At 41.5% G+C, this 16,861-nt stretch carries 15 protein-coding genes; 12 read left to right on the top strand and 3 right to left on the bottom strand.

Annotated features, from left to right (window positions below; all coding sequences use genetic code 11):
- Positions 1-9: 9 nt before the first annotated feature.
- A complete protein-coding gene (locus tag C9J46_RS13880; RefSeq protein WP_199189197.1) occupies positions 10-1,050 on the bottom strand; it encodes a DUF3549 family protein in 1,041 nt (346 codons plus the stop codon).
- Positions 1,051-1,236: 186 nt separating this feature from the next.
- Here C9J46_RS13880 and C9J46_RS13875 point away from each other — a divergent pair, with 186 nt between their 5' ends.
- The 3 genes from C9J46_RS13875 (at position 1,237) to C9J46_RS13865 (ending at position 2,842) form a co-directional block, all read left to right on the top strand.
- A complete protein-coding gene (locus C9J46_RS13875) occupies positions 1,237-1,557 on the top strand; it encodes a YqcC family protein (protein WP_105060868.1) in 321 nt (106 codons plus the stop codon).
- 9 nt (positions 1,558-1,566) lie between these two features.
- The gene (gene truC / locus C9J46_RS13870) at positions 1,567-2,304 is read left to right on the top strand and encodes a tRNA pseudouridine(65) synthase TruC (protein ID WP_107291065.1); all 738 of its coding nucleotides are present in this window, start codon (positions 1,567-1,569) and stop codon (positions 2,302-2,304) included.
- Positions 2,305-2,395: 91 nt separating this feature from the next.
- Positions 2,396-2,842, top strand: a complete 447-nt coding sequence (locus tag C9J46_RS13865) for a flavodoxin (RefSeq protein ID WP_107291064.1) — start codon at positions 2,396-2,398, stop codon at positions 2,840-2,842.
- 57 nt (positions 2,843-2,899) lie between these two features.
- On the opposite strand, the gene glnD is transcribed toward C9J46_RS13865, so the two are convergent.
- Together glnD and map are read right to left on the bottom strand one after the other, a co-directional pair.
- The gene (gene glnD, locus C9J46_RS13860) at positions 2,900-5,521 is read right to left on the bottom strand and encodes a bifunctional uridylyltransferase/uridylyl-removing protein GlnD (RefSeq protein WP_107261051.1); all 2,622 of its coding nucleotides are present in this window, start codon (positions 5,519-5,521) and stop codon (positions 2,900-2,902) included.
- 127 nt (positions 5,522-5,648) lie between these two features.
- Positions 5,649-6,488 carry a type I methionyl aminopeptidase gene (map, locus tag C9J46_RS13855; RefSeq protein WP_107207725.1) on the bottom strand — a complete coding sequence of 280 codons (840 nt, stop codon included), beginning with the start codon at positions 6,486-6,488 and terminating at the stop codon, positions 5,649-5,651.
- Between the two features lie 367 nt (positions 6,489-6,855).
- Between map and rpsB the strand changes: the two genes are divergently transcribed.
- From rpsB to bamA, 9 genes are all read left to right on the top strand, one after another.
- Positions 6,856-7,584 (top strand): 30S ribosomal protein S2, encoded by a 729-nt coding sequence (gene rpsB / locus C9J46_RS13850; protein WP_005371655.1) that lies wholly within the window; start codon positions 6,856-6,858, stop codon positions 7,582-7,584.
- Positions 7,585-7,701: 117 nt separating this feature from the next.
- Positions 7,702-8,547: a translation elongation factor Ts gene (gene tsf, locus C9J46_RS13845; protein WP_107207724.1), complete on the top strand. Its 846-nt coding sequence runs from the start codon at positions 7,702-7,704 to the stop codon at positions 8,545-8,547.
- 89 nt (positions 8,548-8,636) lie between these two features.
- Positions 8,637-9,365, top strand: a complete 729-nt coding sequence (gene pyrH / locus C9J46_RS13840; RefSeq protein ID WP_005371658.1) for a UMP kinase — start codon at positions 8,637-8,639, stop codon at positions 9,363-9,365.
- A gap of 77 nt (positions 9,366-9,442) precedes the next feature.
- Positions 9,443-10,000 (top strand): ribosome recycling factor, encoded by a 558-nt coding sequence (frr, locus tag C9J46_RS13835; protein WP_107207723.1) that lies wholly within the window; start codon positions 9,443-9,445, stop codon positions 9,998-10,000.
- Positions 10,001-10,075: 75 nt separating this feature from the next.
- Positions 10,076-10,837 (top strand): isoprenyl transferase, encoded by a 762-nt coding sequence (locus tag C9J46_RS13830; protein ID WP_107207722.1) that lies wholly within the window; start codon positions 10,076-10,078, stop codon positions 10,835-10,837.
- 100 nt (positions 10,838-10,937) lie between these two features.
- Positions 10,938-11,786 (top strand): phosphatidate cytidylyltransferase, encoded by an 849-nt coding sequence (locus C9J46_RS13825; RefSeq protein WP_107207721.1) that lies wholly within the window; start codon positions 10,938-10,940, stop codon positions 11,784-11,786.
- Positions 11,787-11,844: 58 nt separating this feature from the next.
- Positions 11,845-13,041, top strand: a complete 1,197-nt coding sequence (gene ispC / locus C9J46_RS13820; RefSeq protein WP_107291063.1) for a 1-deoxy-D-xylulose-5-phosphate reductoisomerase — start codon at positions 11,845-11,847, stop codon at positions 13,039-13,041.
- The gene (gene rseP, locus C9J46_RS13815; RefSeq protein WP_107247520.1) at positions 13,038-14,393 is read left to right on the top strand and encodes a sigma E protease regulator RseP; all 1,356 of its coding nucleotides are present in this window, start codon (positions 13,038-13,040) and stop codon (positions 14,391-14,393) included. Before ispC ends, rseP begins: the two co-directional genes overlap by 4 nt.
- Before the next feature lie 35 nt (positions 14,394-14,428).
- The gene (gene bamA, locus C9J46_RS13810) at positions 14,429-16,855 is read left to right on the top strand and encodes an outer membrane protein assembly factor BamA (protein WP_107207718.1); all 2,427 of its coding nucleotides are present in this window, start codon (positions 14,429-14,431) and stop codon (positions 16,853-16,855) included.
- The last annotated feature ends 6 nt before the right edge of the window (positions 16,856-16,861 follow it).

Genomic DNA, 16,861 nt, shown 5'->3' with positions numbered 1-16,861 from the left:
CCTATTCTCTTATTGCCCACGAGCATGTTGCTGTAATTTCTCAATCGCGGCGACTAAAGCAGGTTCAGCTTGACCATGTAATACTTGAAGCATGGTGCCGCGTAATACAGGAAGCATAACTAAATCTGCAAATAATTGATTGAACAGTGCTTGATCGTTTGTTTCAGCAAGGCGTAATAAAAATCTTGCAGCGTTGTCTGTTGTTAATAGCCCCGACCAGCATCGACCAGCAATAGCGATTAACACTTCACGATGACACAATTCAGGTTGGGCTAAAATACTTTCAAGAGCAGGGTTTAAGATTTTGCTATCACTGCCAGATATTGCACGGATCAACGCTGAAACTAAAAATAGATCCGGATCTTGGCTATTGATTTCAGCACTTAAATGTTCACTGATACGAGTACTTAAAGGATCGGGTAATGAACAGTGCTCTAAGCAGCCAAGCAGGGCATAAAGTGGTGTCATTGGAAGGTTTGTAATTGCTTTACGGATAAAAGTAGCATTATTTTCTTGCTTCATCCGCGCACAAATATCGGCAATGCCTTGTAAACCAACACCTTGCCACTGTTGCCAATCTAATTTACCGGATAAATATTGCTGAGCATGTTCGTAATATTGGCTTGCTGGTAAATCCAATTGATGACGGATCTGGGCGTGAAAAATAGCCATCTTGTCATCGGTGGGTTTAAACGTATAAGGGTTAGCCGCTAGCTTTTCTTGCTCTTCTTCAGTCGGCTCGCTATTAAGTGTTGCGCCCATCGCTTCAATCACATACTTAATAAAATCACCAACAGCTGCTTGTTTTAATAAGCCACGCTCATCGAGTGGTAATCGAAGAAACCAGATCCACGGTGTATGTTGAGGTTGCCAAAAAGAAATAGCTAAATGCGCATGTTGCTGTAATGGCCATGGATAAGGCTGGCGATTTTCTTCGACAGCTTTAAATTGTGAAACATCAATTTCATTCACACGGCGGCCGAGATCAAAAATGTTGTATTGGCAGCCTGCATTATCAAGTAATTGGGTCAGGGTATGAAATTTATCCATGGTTATATCTGTGCTCCTAAGTCAGAAAGTCAGTATAACTTTTGCGGTGAGCCAAGCATACCTATTAACTAAAGGATTTATATTGGGTAGGCTAAAGGTTTCATAACCGCGATGCTAAGACGCTTGAATTACTTGGGGCATATCGTTTCAAGTGCTATTCTGCGCGGCTTACTATCAGGGGGGAAGATGGATAAATATCATCATAGTCAACGTTTACTTGAAGAATTAGAGTTGGTACTACGCCAACATTCTCATTGGCAGTTAACGCCTCCTGATGAGCAGTTACTTACAAGCACCGAACCATTTGCCATTGATACATTAGATTGCCACCAATGGTTACAATGGATTTTTATTCCCAAATTCGGACAACTGATTGCTTTACAATTACCGTTACCAGCACAGTTTGAGATTAGTCCTTATATTGAAGAAGCAATGAAAGAAAAAGTAGGTGTTAACGATATTTTATCGGTCACACGTCAGCTAGATTTACTATTTAAACAACACTGAGTGAATGTAATGGAACTTGAAATTTTATATCGCGATGACTATTTAATTGCGGTTAATAAGCCTGCCGGGATGTTGGTTCACCGTTCATGGCTAGATAGTCATGAGACTGTTTTTGTGATGCAAACATTACGAGATCAAATTGGCCAGCATGTCTTCCCATTACATCGTTTAGATCGCCCAACATCGGGTGTTTTGTTGTTTGGATTATCCAGTGAGATTGCATCACAAATGATGCCACTTTTTGCTGGGCGCGATATGCATAAAACGTATCATGCCGTGGTGCGTGGTTGGATAAAAGAAGCGGCAGTGCTCGATTATCCGTTGAAGGTTGAGCTTGATAAGATCGCTGATAAAAATGCATCAGAAGAGAAAGAAGCACAACCAGCTGTAACGGCTTACGAGCCATTAGCAACGGTTGAAACAGATATTGCGGTAGGGCGCTACTCAACCAGTCGCTATTGTTTAGTTGAAATGAAACCAGAAACTGGGCGGAAGCACCAGTTACGTCGACATATGCACCATTTAAGTCATCATATTATTGGTGATGTAAATCATGGTGATGGACGCCATAACCGTATGTTCCGTGAACATTATGATTGTCACCGTTTAATGCTGCATGCCTCAAGATTACAATTTGATCACCCGATCACAGGGGATGCTATTGATATTCGTGCAGATATTGATGAGACGTGGTGTAAAGTTATGACTGCGTTTAATTGGTCTCCCAATCTATTAGTGCGAGACTAATTGAAGTTTAATTATATCTGTTCATAGTGCTTGATTTTTAAGCTTATCATTGCCACATTGGTGATAGTTAATAGTGGCAATGGAGGGCATTATGGCTCGATTAGGTATTTTTATCGGATCTGTTTATGGTGGTGCGGAAGAGCTGGCAGAAGCATTAGCAGCGAGTGCGACGTCGATTGAAACGCAGGTCTATTTTGACCCCACGCTAGATGATTTTCTTGATTACAAAGATGATAATGTACTCATCATTTCATCGACAACGGGACAAGGTGAGATCCCTGAAAACTTGTTGCCGCTTTATGTTGCATTGCAAGATCAATTCCCTCTCTTACCTCAACAGCAATTTGGTGTGATAGCGTTAGGGGATTCAAGCTATGGTGAAGATCGCTTTTGTGGTGCTGGGCGTCAATTTGATGCATTATTAGTAGAGTTAGGCGCTAAACCTGTACAAGATCGCCTTGATATTGATGCCGGCATCCATTTTGAGCCGTTAGATGTCGCTAAAGGTTGGTTTGACACCTTTATTGCACAGATATAAAAGAGAAAGCCTGCAGTAATTGCAGGCTTTGTTATTTTTACCCTAATACGTTATCGGTTATGCGTGTTGATTGATTGTGCGTATTAGCGACGCTTCCAATACTTCTTGCTGCTCAACGCTAAGATTACAACCTTGATCATTAACCAGAATAAAGAAGTCCTCAGCGCGCTCACCAATCGTGGTTATTTTTGCCGCTTGCAAACTAATATTGTGTTCGGCAAATACAGCTCCCACTTTGGCTAATAATCCTGGCATGTCTAACGCAACTAATTCCATCATCGTTTTCTTGCCTGTTTTGGTCGGTAGAAAACTGACTTTAGTTTTTACATTAAAGTGTAATAGCTTACGTGGTGCTCGACGGATTTTTCGTTCAGATTTCATCACGGTTAACGCTTTGGTTAACGTGCGTCGAATAGTGGTATGACGGTTTTCATTGATTGCTTTACCGTTAGGATCTAACACCATAAAGGTATCAAGTGTGTAACCATCTTTACTATTCATTATTTGCGCGTCATGGACACTTAAGTTCTTTTTATCTAGCTCTGAAACGACGATAGCAAAAAGCTTGGCTTTATCTTTGCTATACACGAATACCTCAGTACCGCCACGGGTTGCTTTTTTACTGAGTAAGATGAGCGGTTTGTCATGATCGTGCGTGAGTAATGCTTCAGCATGCCACGCCAGTTGTTTGTGGGTATGGCGAAGAAAGTAATCAGCTTTAAAGCGTTGCCATAACACTTCAATTTCACGTGGCTGAAAACCTTTACTACGTAGCATAGCAGAGGCTAATTGTTGATTGTGACGAATACGGTCACGCACATCCGGTGTATTTTCTAAACCGCGACGTAATGCTTTTTGGGTTGAGTGGTAAAGCTCGGAGAGGAGAGTGCGCTTCCAACTGTTCCATAAGTCTTGGTTAGTGGCACAGATATCAGCAACGGTTAAGCAGACTAAATAGTCCAGACGTTCTTCATCTCGCACTTCTTTAGCAAATTCAGTGACCACTTCGGGATCGTAAATATCGCGACGTTGTGCGGTTACTGACATGAGGAGGTGTTTTTTAACTAACCATGAAACAATATTTGCTTCTGGTCGTGATAGCCCATGTTGGATACAAAATTCATAGGCATCGACAGCACCGAGTTCAGAGTGATCGCCTTTTCGACCTTTGGCGATATCGTGAAAAATAGCCGCTAGAATTAATAATTCTTTCTTAACTATGCGGGGATAGATCTCACAGCAAATCGGGTGACGTTGTTGATTTTCTGGGTCGCTAAATTTATTCAGGTTTTTGATCACTCGAATACTGTGTTCATCGACGGTATAAACGTGGAATAAATCAAATTGCATTTGCCCAACAATGTGGCTCCATTGCGGTAGATAAGCGGATAACACGCCGTGACGATGCATCAAGCGAAAGGCTTTTTGCAAGGCGTTGGGTTGTCGGACCAACTCCATGAACTTTTCACGAGCGGTTGGGATTTCAATTAGGAAGAGATTCAGTCGCCGACGGGCGGTGCGAAGTTGACGCAGTGTTGGCGCCGCAATACCTTCAATCTCAGAGTTTTTAGCAACATGAAGGAACATATCTAAAATAGTTTCAGGGCGAGCTTGGAATAGCGCTGGCTTGGTGGCTTCAATTAAATGCCCCCTAATTTGAAAGTCTTCATCAAGTACCGTGGGTACGGTATCTTTTGGTTGAGTAATAATCGCTTGTTCAAATAGCTGTAGTAGCATTTTATTGAGTTCGGCTACTCGACGAAGCGTACGATAGAACTCTTTCATCATCATTTCAACATGGCGATTACCTTCACCTTGATAACCTAAGTTGTTAGCCACTGATGCCTGATGATCAAAAGTAAGGCGATTATCATAACGACGAAGTTCGATATGTAATGCAAAGCGAATTCGCCACAGCTCATTTTGACATTCAACCAGTTCACGATACTCAGCATCAGTTAAAAAACCATGGCGACTCATTTCAAATAAGCTGGTGGCGCCAAAGTGCCGGCGTGCAACCCAACTTAAAGTATGAATATCTCGCAGTCCGCCAGGGCTAGATTTTATATCAGGTTCTAAATTGTAGGTGGTATCGTGATAACGAGCGTGACGTTTTTTTTGTTCTTCTAACTTGGCTTTATAAAACGTATGACTTGGCCAGAATGCGCCATCATTAATGGATTCAATAAGGTGATTATAGGTGCCTTTATTACCGCATAAATAACGGGCTTCGGTTAAGTTTGTTGCAACGGTTAGGTCATTTTTGCCTACATCAATACATTCAGCAACAGTACGGACACTTTGTCCTACTTCTAATCGAAGATCCCACAGTAGCGTAATAAATTCACTGACTTTTGTGCCAATCTTATCGCTAATGGGTTGTTCACTTAAAATTAAAATATCGACATCCGAAAGGGGATGAAGCTCACCACGACCATAACCACCGACGGCAACAAAAGCTAAATCTGATTGCTGTGAAAATCCATAAAAATGCCATAAACGTTGTAGTAGTTGATCTATGTAGTTACTGCGAGCGGTAACTAGATCGGCAATAGGGACATGCTGAAAAAAACTTTCTTTTTGTTGTTCTGCAAAGGTGGTTAATGCATTACGTAAATTATCGAGGGTGATGTCTTGATCAAGGTAACGATCAAGTTGAAGAGAGAGGGTATCTGTCATGGCAGTCCGTGCTATTGCTAAATCTTATCTCTACTATAACGACTACCAGTGAGGAACAACATGTATAGGGAGAAAAAAACCGACACAGAAGGTCGGTTTTTATGATCGTGTTAACGAAGTCGGTATGTTATGCGTTATGCATAACGCGTGGAAGTGTCTCTTCTGTACGAAGTGTTAAAATTTCACAACCATCTTTTGTCACTAGCAGGGTATGTTCCCACTGTGCTGATTTTTTACCATCGACAGTGTAAACAGTCCAACCGTCTTGATCATCAGATTCACAACCGAATTTACCTGCGTTGATCATTGGCTCGATAGTGAAACACATGCCTTCTTTTAGTACGGTACGATCGCTGTTTTTGTAGTGAACTACTTGTGGTTCTTCGTGGAACTCATTTCCGATACCGTGACCACAGTAATCTTTAACAATAGAGAAACGGCTATTACCAGATTTGATAAACTTCTGAATAGCGGTACCAATATCACCGACACGAGCACCTGGTTTTACTTTTTTAATGGCTAAGTAAAGGCTTTCTTGTGCCACTCGACATAGACGCTTGTCTTCAAGTGATACTTCACCTACTTCAAACATTTTTGATGTATCGCCATGATAACCATCTTTAATAACGGTTACGTCGATATTAATAATGTCACCATCTTTTAGCACTGCAGGCTTAATGTACTTGCCATTTGCTTCTGGTACTTCTTCATCAGTTAGTGCTGGAATACCATGACAGACTACGTGGTTAATTGAAGTACAGATTGATTTTGGAAAACCATGATAATTCAGTGGTGCTGGAATAGCTTGCTGATCTTTAGTGATGTAGTCATGACAAATACGGTCAAGCTCTTCTGTAGTTACACCAGCTTTAACGTGGGGTTCGATCATTTCTAGCACTTCAGCAGCCAAACGGCCCGCAACGCGCATTTTTTCAATTTCTTCAGCCGTTTTGATCTTAATGCTCATATAATCGTCTCTATTTGTATGTTTTGCTATAACACTATATTACCAGTCGCTTAGGGCTAATGGAAAGATAAGATTCATTCTCATAACCAGATTTGACTAGATTTAGCGCCTAAATATGTGGTATAAAGCGCGCCGTGATCGGTAATTTTGTTTCTTTCGATAACATATGTTTTTGCGTAAGCACTAATATTAGATACGAAGGTGCGACTTGATTGAGTCACACATACTTATTTTATTATTCACACATATCGACACATCTGCCGGGGTGCTCGGTTACCTAATAAGGTAACAATAGCTTTATATAGTTATTATCGGGTCGGTTTTAAGATGGGATATGTGGACGCCTAACCCCATAGAGGATTATTCAATGGCAACTGTATCAATGCGCGACATGCTTCAGGCTGGTGTACACTTTGGTCACCAAACTCGTTACTGGAACCCAAAAATGAAGCCATTCATTTTCGGCGCTCGTAACCGTGTACACATCATCAACCTAGAAAAAACTGTACCAATGTTCAATGCAGCACTAGCTGAAATTGAAAAAATTGCAGCTCGTAAGGGTAAAGTTCTTTTCGTTGGTACTAAGCGCGCAGCTAGCGAATCAATCAAAGAAGCAGCAATCAGCTGTGATCAGTACTACGTAAACAACCGTTGGTTGGGTGGTATGTTGACTAACTGGAAAACTGTTCGTCAATCAATCAAGCGTCTTAAAGATCTTGAAGCTCAATCTACTGATGGTACTTTCGACAAGCTAACCAAGAAAGAAGCGCTAATGCGTACTCGTGAAATGGAAAAGCTTGAGAAGTCACTAGGTGGTATTAAGAACATGGGCGGCCTACCAGACGCAATGTTCGTAATCGGCGCTGACTGTGAGCACATCGCAATCAAAGAAGCTAACAACCTAGGTATCCCAGTATTTGCTGTTGTTGATACTAACTCTGATCCAGACGGCGTTGACTTCGTTATCCCAGGTAACGATGACGCAATCCGTGCGATCCAGCTTTACACTGGTGCTGTAGCTCAAACTGTTAAAGAAGCTCGTAACCAAGATATCGCTGTTCAAGCTGAAGAAGACGGTTTCGTAGCTGAAGCTTAATAAGTACTTGTTACTTACCGAGCCTCTTAAGTTACCTTGTGTAAACTAAGAATGGTTACCAGGGGCCGATAGGGCCCCTGATTTTTACTCGAAGAATTAAATCTGAGGATTATGACAATGGCAACAGTTACAGCTGCCCTAGTTAAAGAACTGCGCGAGCGTACTGGCGCAGGTATGATGGATTGTAAAAAAGCGCTTGTAGAAGCTAATGCTGATATCGAGCTAGCGATCGAAAACATGCGTAAGAGCGGTGCTGCAAAAGCTGCTAAGAAAGCAGGTAACGTAGCAGCTGAAGGTACTATCATCATCAAAGAAGCTGCTGGTAAAGCTGCTCTTGTTGAAGTTAACTGCCAAACTGACTTCGTTGCTAAAGACGGTAGCTTCCTAGCATTCGCTAACGAAGTTGCTGATGCAGCACTTGCGAACCATGCGTCTATCGAAGAGCTTCAAGCACAATTTGAAGAAGCACGTATCGCGTTAGTTGCTAAGATTGGTGAGAACATCTCTATCCGTCGTGTAGATTACATCGAAGGCGAGAAAGTTTCTGCTTACACTCACGGTGCTCGTATCGCTGTTGTTGTTGCTGGTAACGGCGACGAAGAAACATTAAAGCACATCGCAATGCACGTTGCTGCATCTAAGCCTGAATACGTTAACCCATCTGACGTACCAGCAGACGTAGTTGCTAAAGAGCGTGAAGTTCAAGTTGAAATCGCAATGAACGAAGGCAAGCCTAAAGAAATCGCTGAAAAGATGGTTGAAGGCCGCATGAAGAAGTTCACTGGCGAAGTTTCTCTAACTGGTCAAGCTTTCATCATGGAACCAAAGAAAACTGTTGGTGAAGTACTGAAAGAAACTGGTGCTACAGTAACTAACTTCATTCGTCTAGAAGTTGGTGAAGGTATCGAGAAAGCTCAAGAAATGAGCTTTGCAGAAGAAGTAGCAGCTGTTCAGAAGGGTTAATCCTTCTTTATAAGAATGCCAAAGACCGTAGCCAAGGCTGCGGTCTTTTTACAACTCCATATCTCAAGTTAGCCTGGAAGGTAAAACACATGACCACAAACCCAAAACCAACTTATCAACGAATTTTGCTTAAGCTAAGTGGTGAAGCACTACAAGGCGAAGAAGGTTTCGGCATTGACGCACAAGTTCTTGACCGTATGGCTCAAGAAATCAAAGAACTCGTTGAACTGGGTGTTCAAGTAGGCCTAGTTATTGGTGGTGGTAACTTATTCCGTGGTGCTGGCCTTGCAGAAGCAGGTATGAACCGAGTTGTGGGCGACCACATGGGTATGCTAGCAACTGTAATGAACGGCTTAGCAATGCGTGATTCTTTGCATCGTGCCTATGTGAACGCTCGAGTGATGTCTGCTATTCCTCTCAATGGTGTTTGTGATAACTACAACTGGGCTGATGCAATTAGCCAGTTACGCCAGGGCCGTGTCGTAATTTTCTCTGCAGGTACTGGTAACCCATTCTTTACTACTGATTCTGCAGCATGTTTACGTGGTATCGAAATTGAAGCTGATGTTGTACTAAAAGCGACCAAAGTGGATGGTGTTTACACAGATGATCCAGTTAAGAACCCAGATGCAGTACTTTGTGATAAGCTAAGCTACCAAGATGTACTTGAAAAAGAATTAAAGGTAATGGATTTAGCGGCCTTTACACTTGCTCGTGACCACAATATGCCAATTCGTGTCTTTAATATGAATAAACCAGGCGCACTACGTCGCGTAGTGATGGGTGAGCAAGAAGGTACGCTAATCACTAGCGCTTAAGCAAAAGTGGGCAACTGATTAATTGAAAAAAGTACGATTACTTTTTTACTGTGACCGAATTATCAAGGGTATTTATCGTGATTAACGAAATCAAACAAGACGCGCAAGTGCGCATGGAAAAGAGTGTTGATGCACTACGAAATCAACTAGTAAAAATCCGTACAGGTCGTGCTCACCCAAGCCTACTTGATACGATTCATGTTGAGTACTACGGTGCGAACACTCCGTTAAACCAAGTGGCAAACGTGGTTGCTGAAGATGCTCGTACTCTTGCTATCACTGTATTTGACCGTGAACTAGCACCAAAAGTAGAAAAAGCGATCATGATGTCGGATTTGGGTCTAAACCCAATGTCTGCAGGTACTGTGATCCGTGTTCCTCTTCCACCACTTACAGAAGAGCGTCGTCGCGATCTTGTTAAGATTGTACGTGCAGAAGCTGAGCAAGGCCGTGTTGCTGTTCGTAACATTCGTCGCGATGCAAATGCAACGGTTAAAGGTCTACTAAAAGATAAAGAAATTTCTGAAGACGATGATCGTCGTGCACAAGATGAAATTCAGAAATTAACCGACGATGCTATTAAGAATATCGATGCAGTTCTTGAAGTAAAAGAAAAAGAGTTAATGGAAGTTTAAAACTATATTCGTTAGGTTTTAAATGGCTAGAGGCGCTGTGCGTGCAGCACAGCGCCTTTTTTTTGAGGGATAGAGATGGCAGAGCATTCAATCGAGGCTGGGCTTTCGGCAGATTGTCTTCCTAAACACATTGCTGTGATTATGGATGGTAATGGTCGTTGGGCAAAAGCCAAAGGCAAAGCTCGGGTGTTTGGTCACAAGGCTGGCGTAGAAGCCGTGCGAAAAACAGTCTCTACTGCTAATCGTCTTGGTATAAAAGCTTTGACACTATTTGCTTTTAGTAGTGAAAACTGGCGTCGTCCCGAGGCGGAGGTTTCACTATTGATGGAGCTCTTCATGACGGTATTAAGTCGTGAAGTAAAAAGATTACATAAGAATAATATTCAATTACGTATTATTGGTGATAAGCGTCGTTTTAGTCAGCGCTTACAAGATAAAATTTCAGCGGCAGAGGAATTAACCGCTGACAATACCGGCATGGTATTGAACATTGCAGCAAATTACGGCGGGCAATGGGATATTTTAGAAGCGGCTAAAAAGCTAGCTCAGCAGGCGATTGATAATGAACTTGATCTCGCAACCGTAACGGAACAAGATTTAGAGTCAGGGCTCTCAACGTATGGGTTACCAGAGGTTGATCTATTGATCCGTACCAGTGGTGAGTGCCGAATTAGTAACTTTATGTTATGGCAGGTAGCTTATGCGGAGTTATTTTTCACAGAAGAGCACTGGCCTGATTTTGATGAATCAAGTTTATTGAATGCTGTTGCTTGGTTCGTGACTCGTGAACGCCGTTTTGGCTGTACTGGCGAACAAATACAAGCATTGTTAAAATAAGAGTTATTACTTTTCGCCAATGCACAGTGATGTGTGTTGGCGTTATTATTTACAGTAAATATGGCCTTTGCCTATACAATAATTATATAGAGGACGCAGTTTGCTAAAGCAACGAATTATTACCGCATTAATCCTCGCACCACTTGTTATTGCGGGGATCTTTTTCTTACCATTTCCAGCCTTTGTGGCAGCCATTGCGGCAATAACATTATTGGGTTTTTGGGAATGGACACAGTTTATTAATACATCATCTCGCATCCGTGCAATGATTCTACCTGTGATTGCATTAGGTGCTAGCCTAGTGTTATTACCAGTAGATACAGCGTCTCTTTCGGCGATGAGTAATGGGTTACATGGCATGTTATTAGTAGGCGGAATATGGTGGCTAATTGCATCTATATTAGCGATTACATATCCTAAAACTGATAAGTTATGGGCATCTAATTCTTTTGTTAAACAGATTTTTGGCTTGTTAACACTGCTCCCGTTTTTTTGGAGTATTTTAATGTTACGTGCTGTAGATTACAGCATCGATTCGTATCATGGTGCTAAACTTGTTCTATTGGTTTGTTTCTTAGTTTGGTCTGCAGATACTGGCGCATACTTTTCAGGTAAGCGTTTTGGTAAGCATAAAATGGCGCCAGCCGTTAGCCCAAATAAAACGATTGAAGGTTTAGTCGGTGGGGTAATTTTAGCTGTTATTATTACTTGGCTAATGGCTCAACTTCTTTCTATCCCGTTTGTCTCAATTTCAAGCTTGTTATCGATAGCTATTATTACTGTTGTCATCTCTGTGCTTGGTGATTTAGTTGAAAGCATGTTTAAACGTGCTTCTGGCGTTAAAGATAGCGGTAACATATTACCCGGACATGGTGGCATATTAGATCGTATTGATAGCTTAACCGCAGCAATACCTGTTTTTGCATTACTTTATCTTTGGTTAATGTAAGCCACCTCTTTTCTAAGGCAGCCATTACGCTGCCTTTTTTGTAAATGTAAGTGATTTTATGCGTAAGTTAACGATCCTAGGAGCGACGGGCTCAATAGGTAGCAGTACTTTAAATGTCGTTGCTAAAAACCCTGAGCTATTTGAAGTAGTAGCACTTGCTGCTGGTTCAAATGTTGAAAAAATGTTTGCGCTTTGTCAGCAATGGCAACCGAAATTTGTCGCAATGTTTGATAGTAAGGCTGCAGCAGAATTGGCGACCTTATTAAAGCAGCAAGAAATTGCTACAACAGTGCTTAGTGGTGAGCAAGGTGTTTGTGAAGTCGCAGCACTTGATGATGCCGACACTGTAATGGCGGCGATTGTTGGCGCAGCGGGTTTATTACCAACAATGGCTGCAGTGAAAAAAGGTAAACGTATTTTACTTGCTAATAAAGAAGCGCTGGTGATGACTGGGCAAATGTTCATTGATGCTTGTGAACAGTATGGCGCTGAATTATTACCTGTTGATAGTGAGCATAATGCAATTTTTCAATCATTGCCGACAAATATTCAGCAGCGTATGGGACGTTGTGATTTATCAGCATCAGGCGTGAGTAAAGTGCTATTGACGGGGTCTGGTGGTCCGTTTCGATACACTGATATTGCAGAGTTAGATAATGTGACACCAGCGATGGCGATTGCTCATCCTAATTGGTCAATGGGACCAAAAATCTCTGTGGATTCAGCCACAATGATGAATAAAGGTCTAGAGTATATTGAAGCGCGCTGGTTATTTAATGCCAGTCGTGAGCAAATGGATGTCATTATTCATCCGCAGTCTGTTATTCACTCAATGGTGCAATATAAAGATGGTTCTGTTATTGCACAAATGGGGTTACCCGATATGTGTACGCCGATTGCTTGTGCAATGGCATACCCAGAGCGTGTCGATGCAGGCGTTGCTCCGCTTGATTTTAGTCAAATTGGTGAATTTACTTTTATGAAACCAGACTTTGATCGTTATCCATGTTTAAAGCTCGCTATTGATGCGTGCTATCAAGGACAAGCGGCAACAACGACTTTGAATGCTGCTAATGAAATGGCTGTTGCGGCATTTTTAGCAGGTGAAATTTGCTTCACAGATATTGCTAAAGTGAACCAAAAAGTGCTAGAAATAGCCGTGCTTGTTGAACCTCACAATATTGCAGAGGTAATGGAAATAGATAAACAAGCTCGTCAACTTGCTTCAGATGTCATCACCAAGGAATTTGCATGATTGAATTTATCCGCAATTTAAGTGCTTTTTTAGTTGCTCTAGGAATATTGATTGCTGTCCATGAATTTGGTCACTTTTGGGTTGCTCGCCGTTGCGGTGTATATGTTGAACGCTTTTCGATTGGTTTCGGTAAGGCACTTTTTCGTCGTAAAGGAAAAGACGGAACAGAATATACATTGGCAATGATCCCGCTGGGCGGCTATGTAAAAATGCTTGATGAGCGGGTAGAAGAAGTACCTGCAGAAAAGCGTCATATGGCGTTTAATAACAAAAAACTTTGGCAACGAAGTGCAATTGTTGCTGCCGGTCCTTTAGCGAACTTTATTTTTGCTATTTTTGCATATTGGGTTGTGTATCTTATTGGGGTTCCTGCACTAAAGCCGTTTATTGGTGAAGTGGCTCCACAATCGATCGCGGCACAAGCAGGAATTACACCTGGAATGGAACTTAAATCTATTTCAGGAATCGAAACATCAGATTGGGAATCAGCCAATATGGCAATGGTTTCTCATATTGGTGATAAGAGCATGGTGATCACAGCGACAGAGCCTGACAGTAATGTCATCGTGACGCGCACTTTAGATCTATCTCATTGGTCTTATGATCCTGAGTCTCAGCAAGTACTAAAAACATTAGGTATTACGCCTTATCGGCCTAAAATTACGTTAAATGTCGCGCAATTGGTTGATAATAGTGCTGCAGTAGATGCAGGATTTAAATTAAATGATAAGATTGTAGCAATTGATAAAAAACCTGTAACTGAATGGCAGCAGTTTGTTGATGCGGTGCGTACGCACCCTGAGCAACCGCTTTCAGTTGAAGTGTTGCGAGATGATGAACCAGTGATGTTATCATTAGTTCCTCGTAGCAAGGTTGAACCAGATGGTAATCAAGTTGGCTATGTAGGATTAGCACCTGCGATTGAACCGTGGCCTGAATCTTATAAAGTAAACTTGCAGTTTGGTCCAATTGAAGCTGCGGTTAAAGCAACAGAAAAAACTAAGCAATTAGTGACGCTAACTTTTGATATGGTCACTAAACTGTTTACAGGTGATGTTGCAATTAAAAACCTCAGTGGACCGATATCCATTGCAAAAGGTGCAGGAATGACCGCCGACTTTGGTCTGGTCTACTTTCTTGGATTTTTAGCACTGATAAGTGTCAATTTAGGTATAGTTAATTTGTTACCGCTTCCGGTGTTGGATGGAGGACATTTAATGTTTTTCGCCATTGAAGCTGTAACCCGTCGTCCTGTGTCAGAACGAATTCAGGATATTGGCTATAGAGTGGGATCAGCCGTTTTGGTTGCGTTAATGGCCGTTGCGCTATTCAATGATTTTACCCGTCTTTAATAATGCGTTTTTAGCAAGGAATAATCAGAACAGTAATGGCGATTAAAAAACTGTTGGTCGCATCGCTGCTTTTAACCAGTAGCGTTGCGCATAGTGCGGAAGATAAATTTGTAGTTGATAACATTCGTTTTGAAGGACTTCAGCGTGTTACGTTAGGTGCGGCATTGTTAAAAATGCCTGTCCGCGTTGGAGATACTGTTGATCAACAGGATATTTCAGAACTAATAAAATCACTTTATTCTTCAGGCAACTTTGAAAATATTCGAGTATATCGTGACGGTAATACGCTTCAGATCGATGTAACAGAGCGTCCTACTATTGCTGATATTACTTTCTCAGGTAACAAAGCAATCAAAGCTGAGCAGCTAAAAGAAAATTTAGAAGCATCAGGTTTGCGAGTGGGTGAAGCGCTTGATCGTACGACGTTACGAAAAATTGAAAAAGGGCTAGAGGATTTCTATTACAGTGTTGGTAAATACAACGCAACGGTAGAAGCTGTTGTTACGCCTCTGCCTCGTAATCGTGCTGATATTAAATTTGTTTTCACTGAAGGTGTGTCTGCAAAAATTAAGCAGATTAACATTTTAGGTAACCATGTTTTCAGTGATGACGAATTACGCAGCAAGTTTAAACTAAAGGACGATGTGCCTTGGTGGAACTTCATGGCGAATGAAAAATATCAGAAACAAGTATTACAAGGTGATTTAGAAACACTGCGCTCTCAATACTTGAATAATGGTTATTTGAAATATCGACTTGATGATACACAAGTGTCTATTTCTCCGGATAAAAAAGGCGTGTATATCACTCTTAAAATCCATGAAGGGCATCAATATAAAGTTAAGAATGTACAGTTCCGTGGTGATGTTGCAGGTCGCGTTGCTGAGTTCGATAAGCTGGTAACATTTAAGAATGGCTCTGTATATAACGGCGCTGCAGTTACATCGCTAGAAGAAGCGATTAAGCGTAAGCTTGGTGAAGAAGGTTACGCTTACCCGAAAGTAACGACATACCCTGAGTTTGATGATAAGACCAATGAAGTATCATTGGTTGTTAATGTTGAACAAGGTAAACGTATTTACGTTCGTAATATCGAGTTCCGTGGTAATACCAATACGAAAGATGAAGTTTTACGCCGTGAAATGCGTCAAATGGAAGGTACTTGGTTAAATGCGAAGAAGATTGAAACAGGTAAAGCACGTTTAAACCGAACGGGCTTCTTTGAAAATGTTGATGTACAAACGGTACGAGTACCTGGTTCTGATGATCAGGTTGACATTAAGTACAACGTGAAAGAAGCCAATTCTGGTAGTGTTAACTTTGGTGTTGGTTACGGTACTGAATCAGGTATTAGTTTCCAAGCCGGTTTAACTCAAGATAACTTCTTAGGTACGGGTAATCGTTTTGGTATCAATGCGATGACGAACGATTATTCGAAAAATATCAGTCTTGAGTACAATGATCCTTACTTCACGATAAATAACGTAAGCTTGGGTGGTAAGATTTACTATAACGAGTTTAAAGCTTCTGATGCCAATATCTCGGATTACACCAACCAAAGCTACGGTACAAGCTTAACGTGGGGCTTCCCATTTAATGAGTTGAACTACTTTAACTTTAGTTTGGGTTACGATCACAATAAGATTTCGAACACTCAAGATTATTACCAAATTCAGCAGTTTAAAAAGATTCATGGCTTTGATCTCGATAGCGATAGTGCGATCACCCTTGATGATTTTAGTTGGACATTTGGCTGGACACGCAACAACTTAAACCGAGGTTACTTCCCAACCTCTGGTAATCGCCAAGACTTCTCATTTAAGATGACAATTCCTGGTTCTGACTCACAGTACTTCAAAGCGCAGTACAACGTTCGTCAATACATACCATTAACAGAGAGCCAAGACTTTAGCTTATTACTACGTGGTAAGTTGGGTTACGGTAATGGCTACGGTAAAACGGATAATGGTAGCGATCAGCTAATGCCATTCTATGAAAACTTCTATGCCGGTGGCTTTAGTTCAATTCGTGGTTTCCGTTCAAATACTGTAGGTCCAAAAGCGGTATTTGTTGGTGGTTGTGGCGTAAATGGTCAAGGTAATAATAACTGTGCGACCGGTACTGATGATGCAGCAGGTGGTAATGCCATTGCGCTTGCAAGTATGGAGCTAATTGTTCCAACGCCATTTGCTTCTGGTGAGCTGAAAAACCAAATCCGTACCAGTTTCTTTGTTGATGCTGGTTCTGTTTGGGATACAGAATATAACCTGAATTATAAGAGCAGCGATGGTCAAAAACTGGCAAATTACTCAGATCCAGGTATGATCCGCGCTTCTGCCGGTGCAGCTTTACAGTGGATGTCGCCAATGGGTCCACTTGTATTCTCGATTGCGAAACCAATCAAGAAATATGAAGGGGATGATGAGGAATTCTTCACATTCACTATTGGTCAGACATTCTAATTTTGA

It is taken from the genome of Photobacterium sp. GB-36, from assembly GCF_003026135.1.
In the GTDB taxonomy this organism is placed as follows: Bacteria; Pseudomonadota; Gammaproteobacteria; order Enterobacterales; family Vibrionaceae; genus Photobacterium.
Note: the sequence above shows the minus strand (reverse complement) of the source record. Positions and strands in the feature narration are given on the sequence as shown.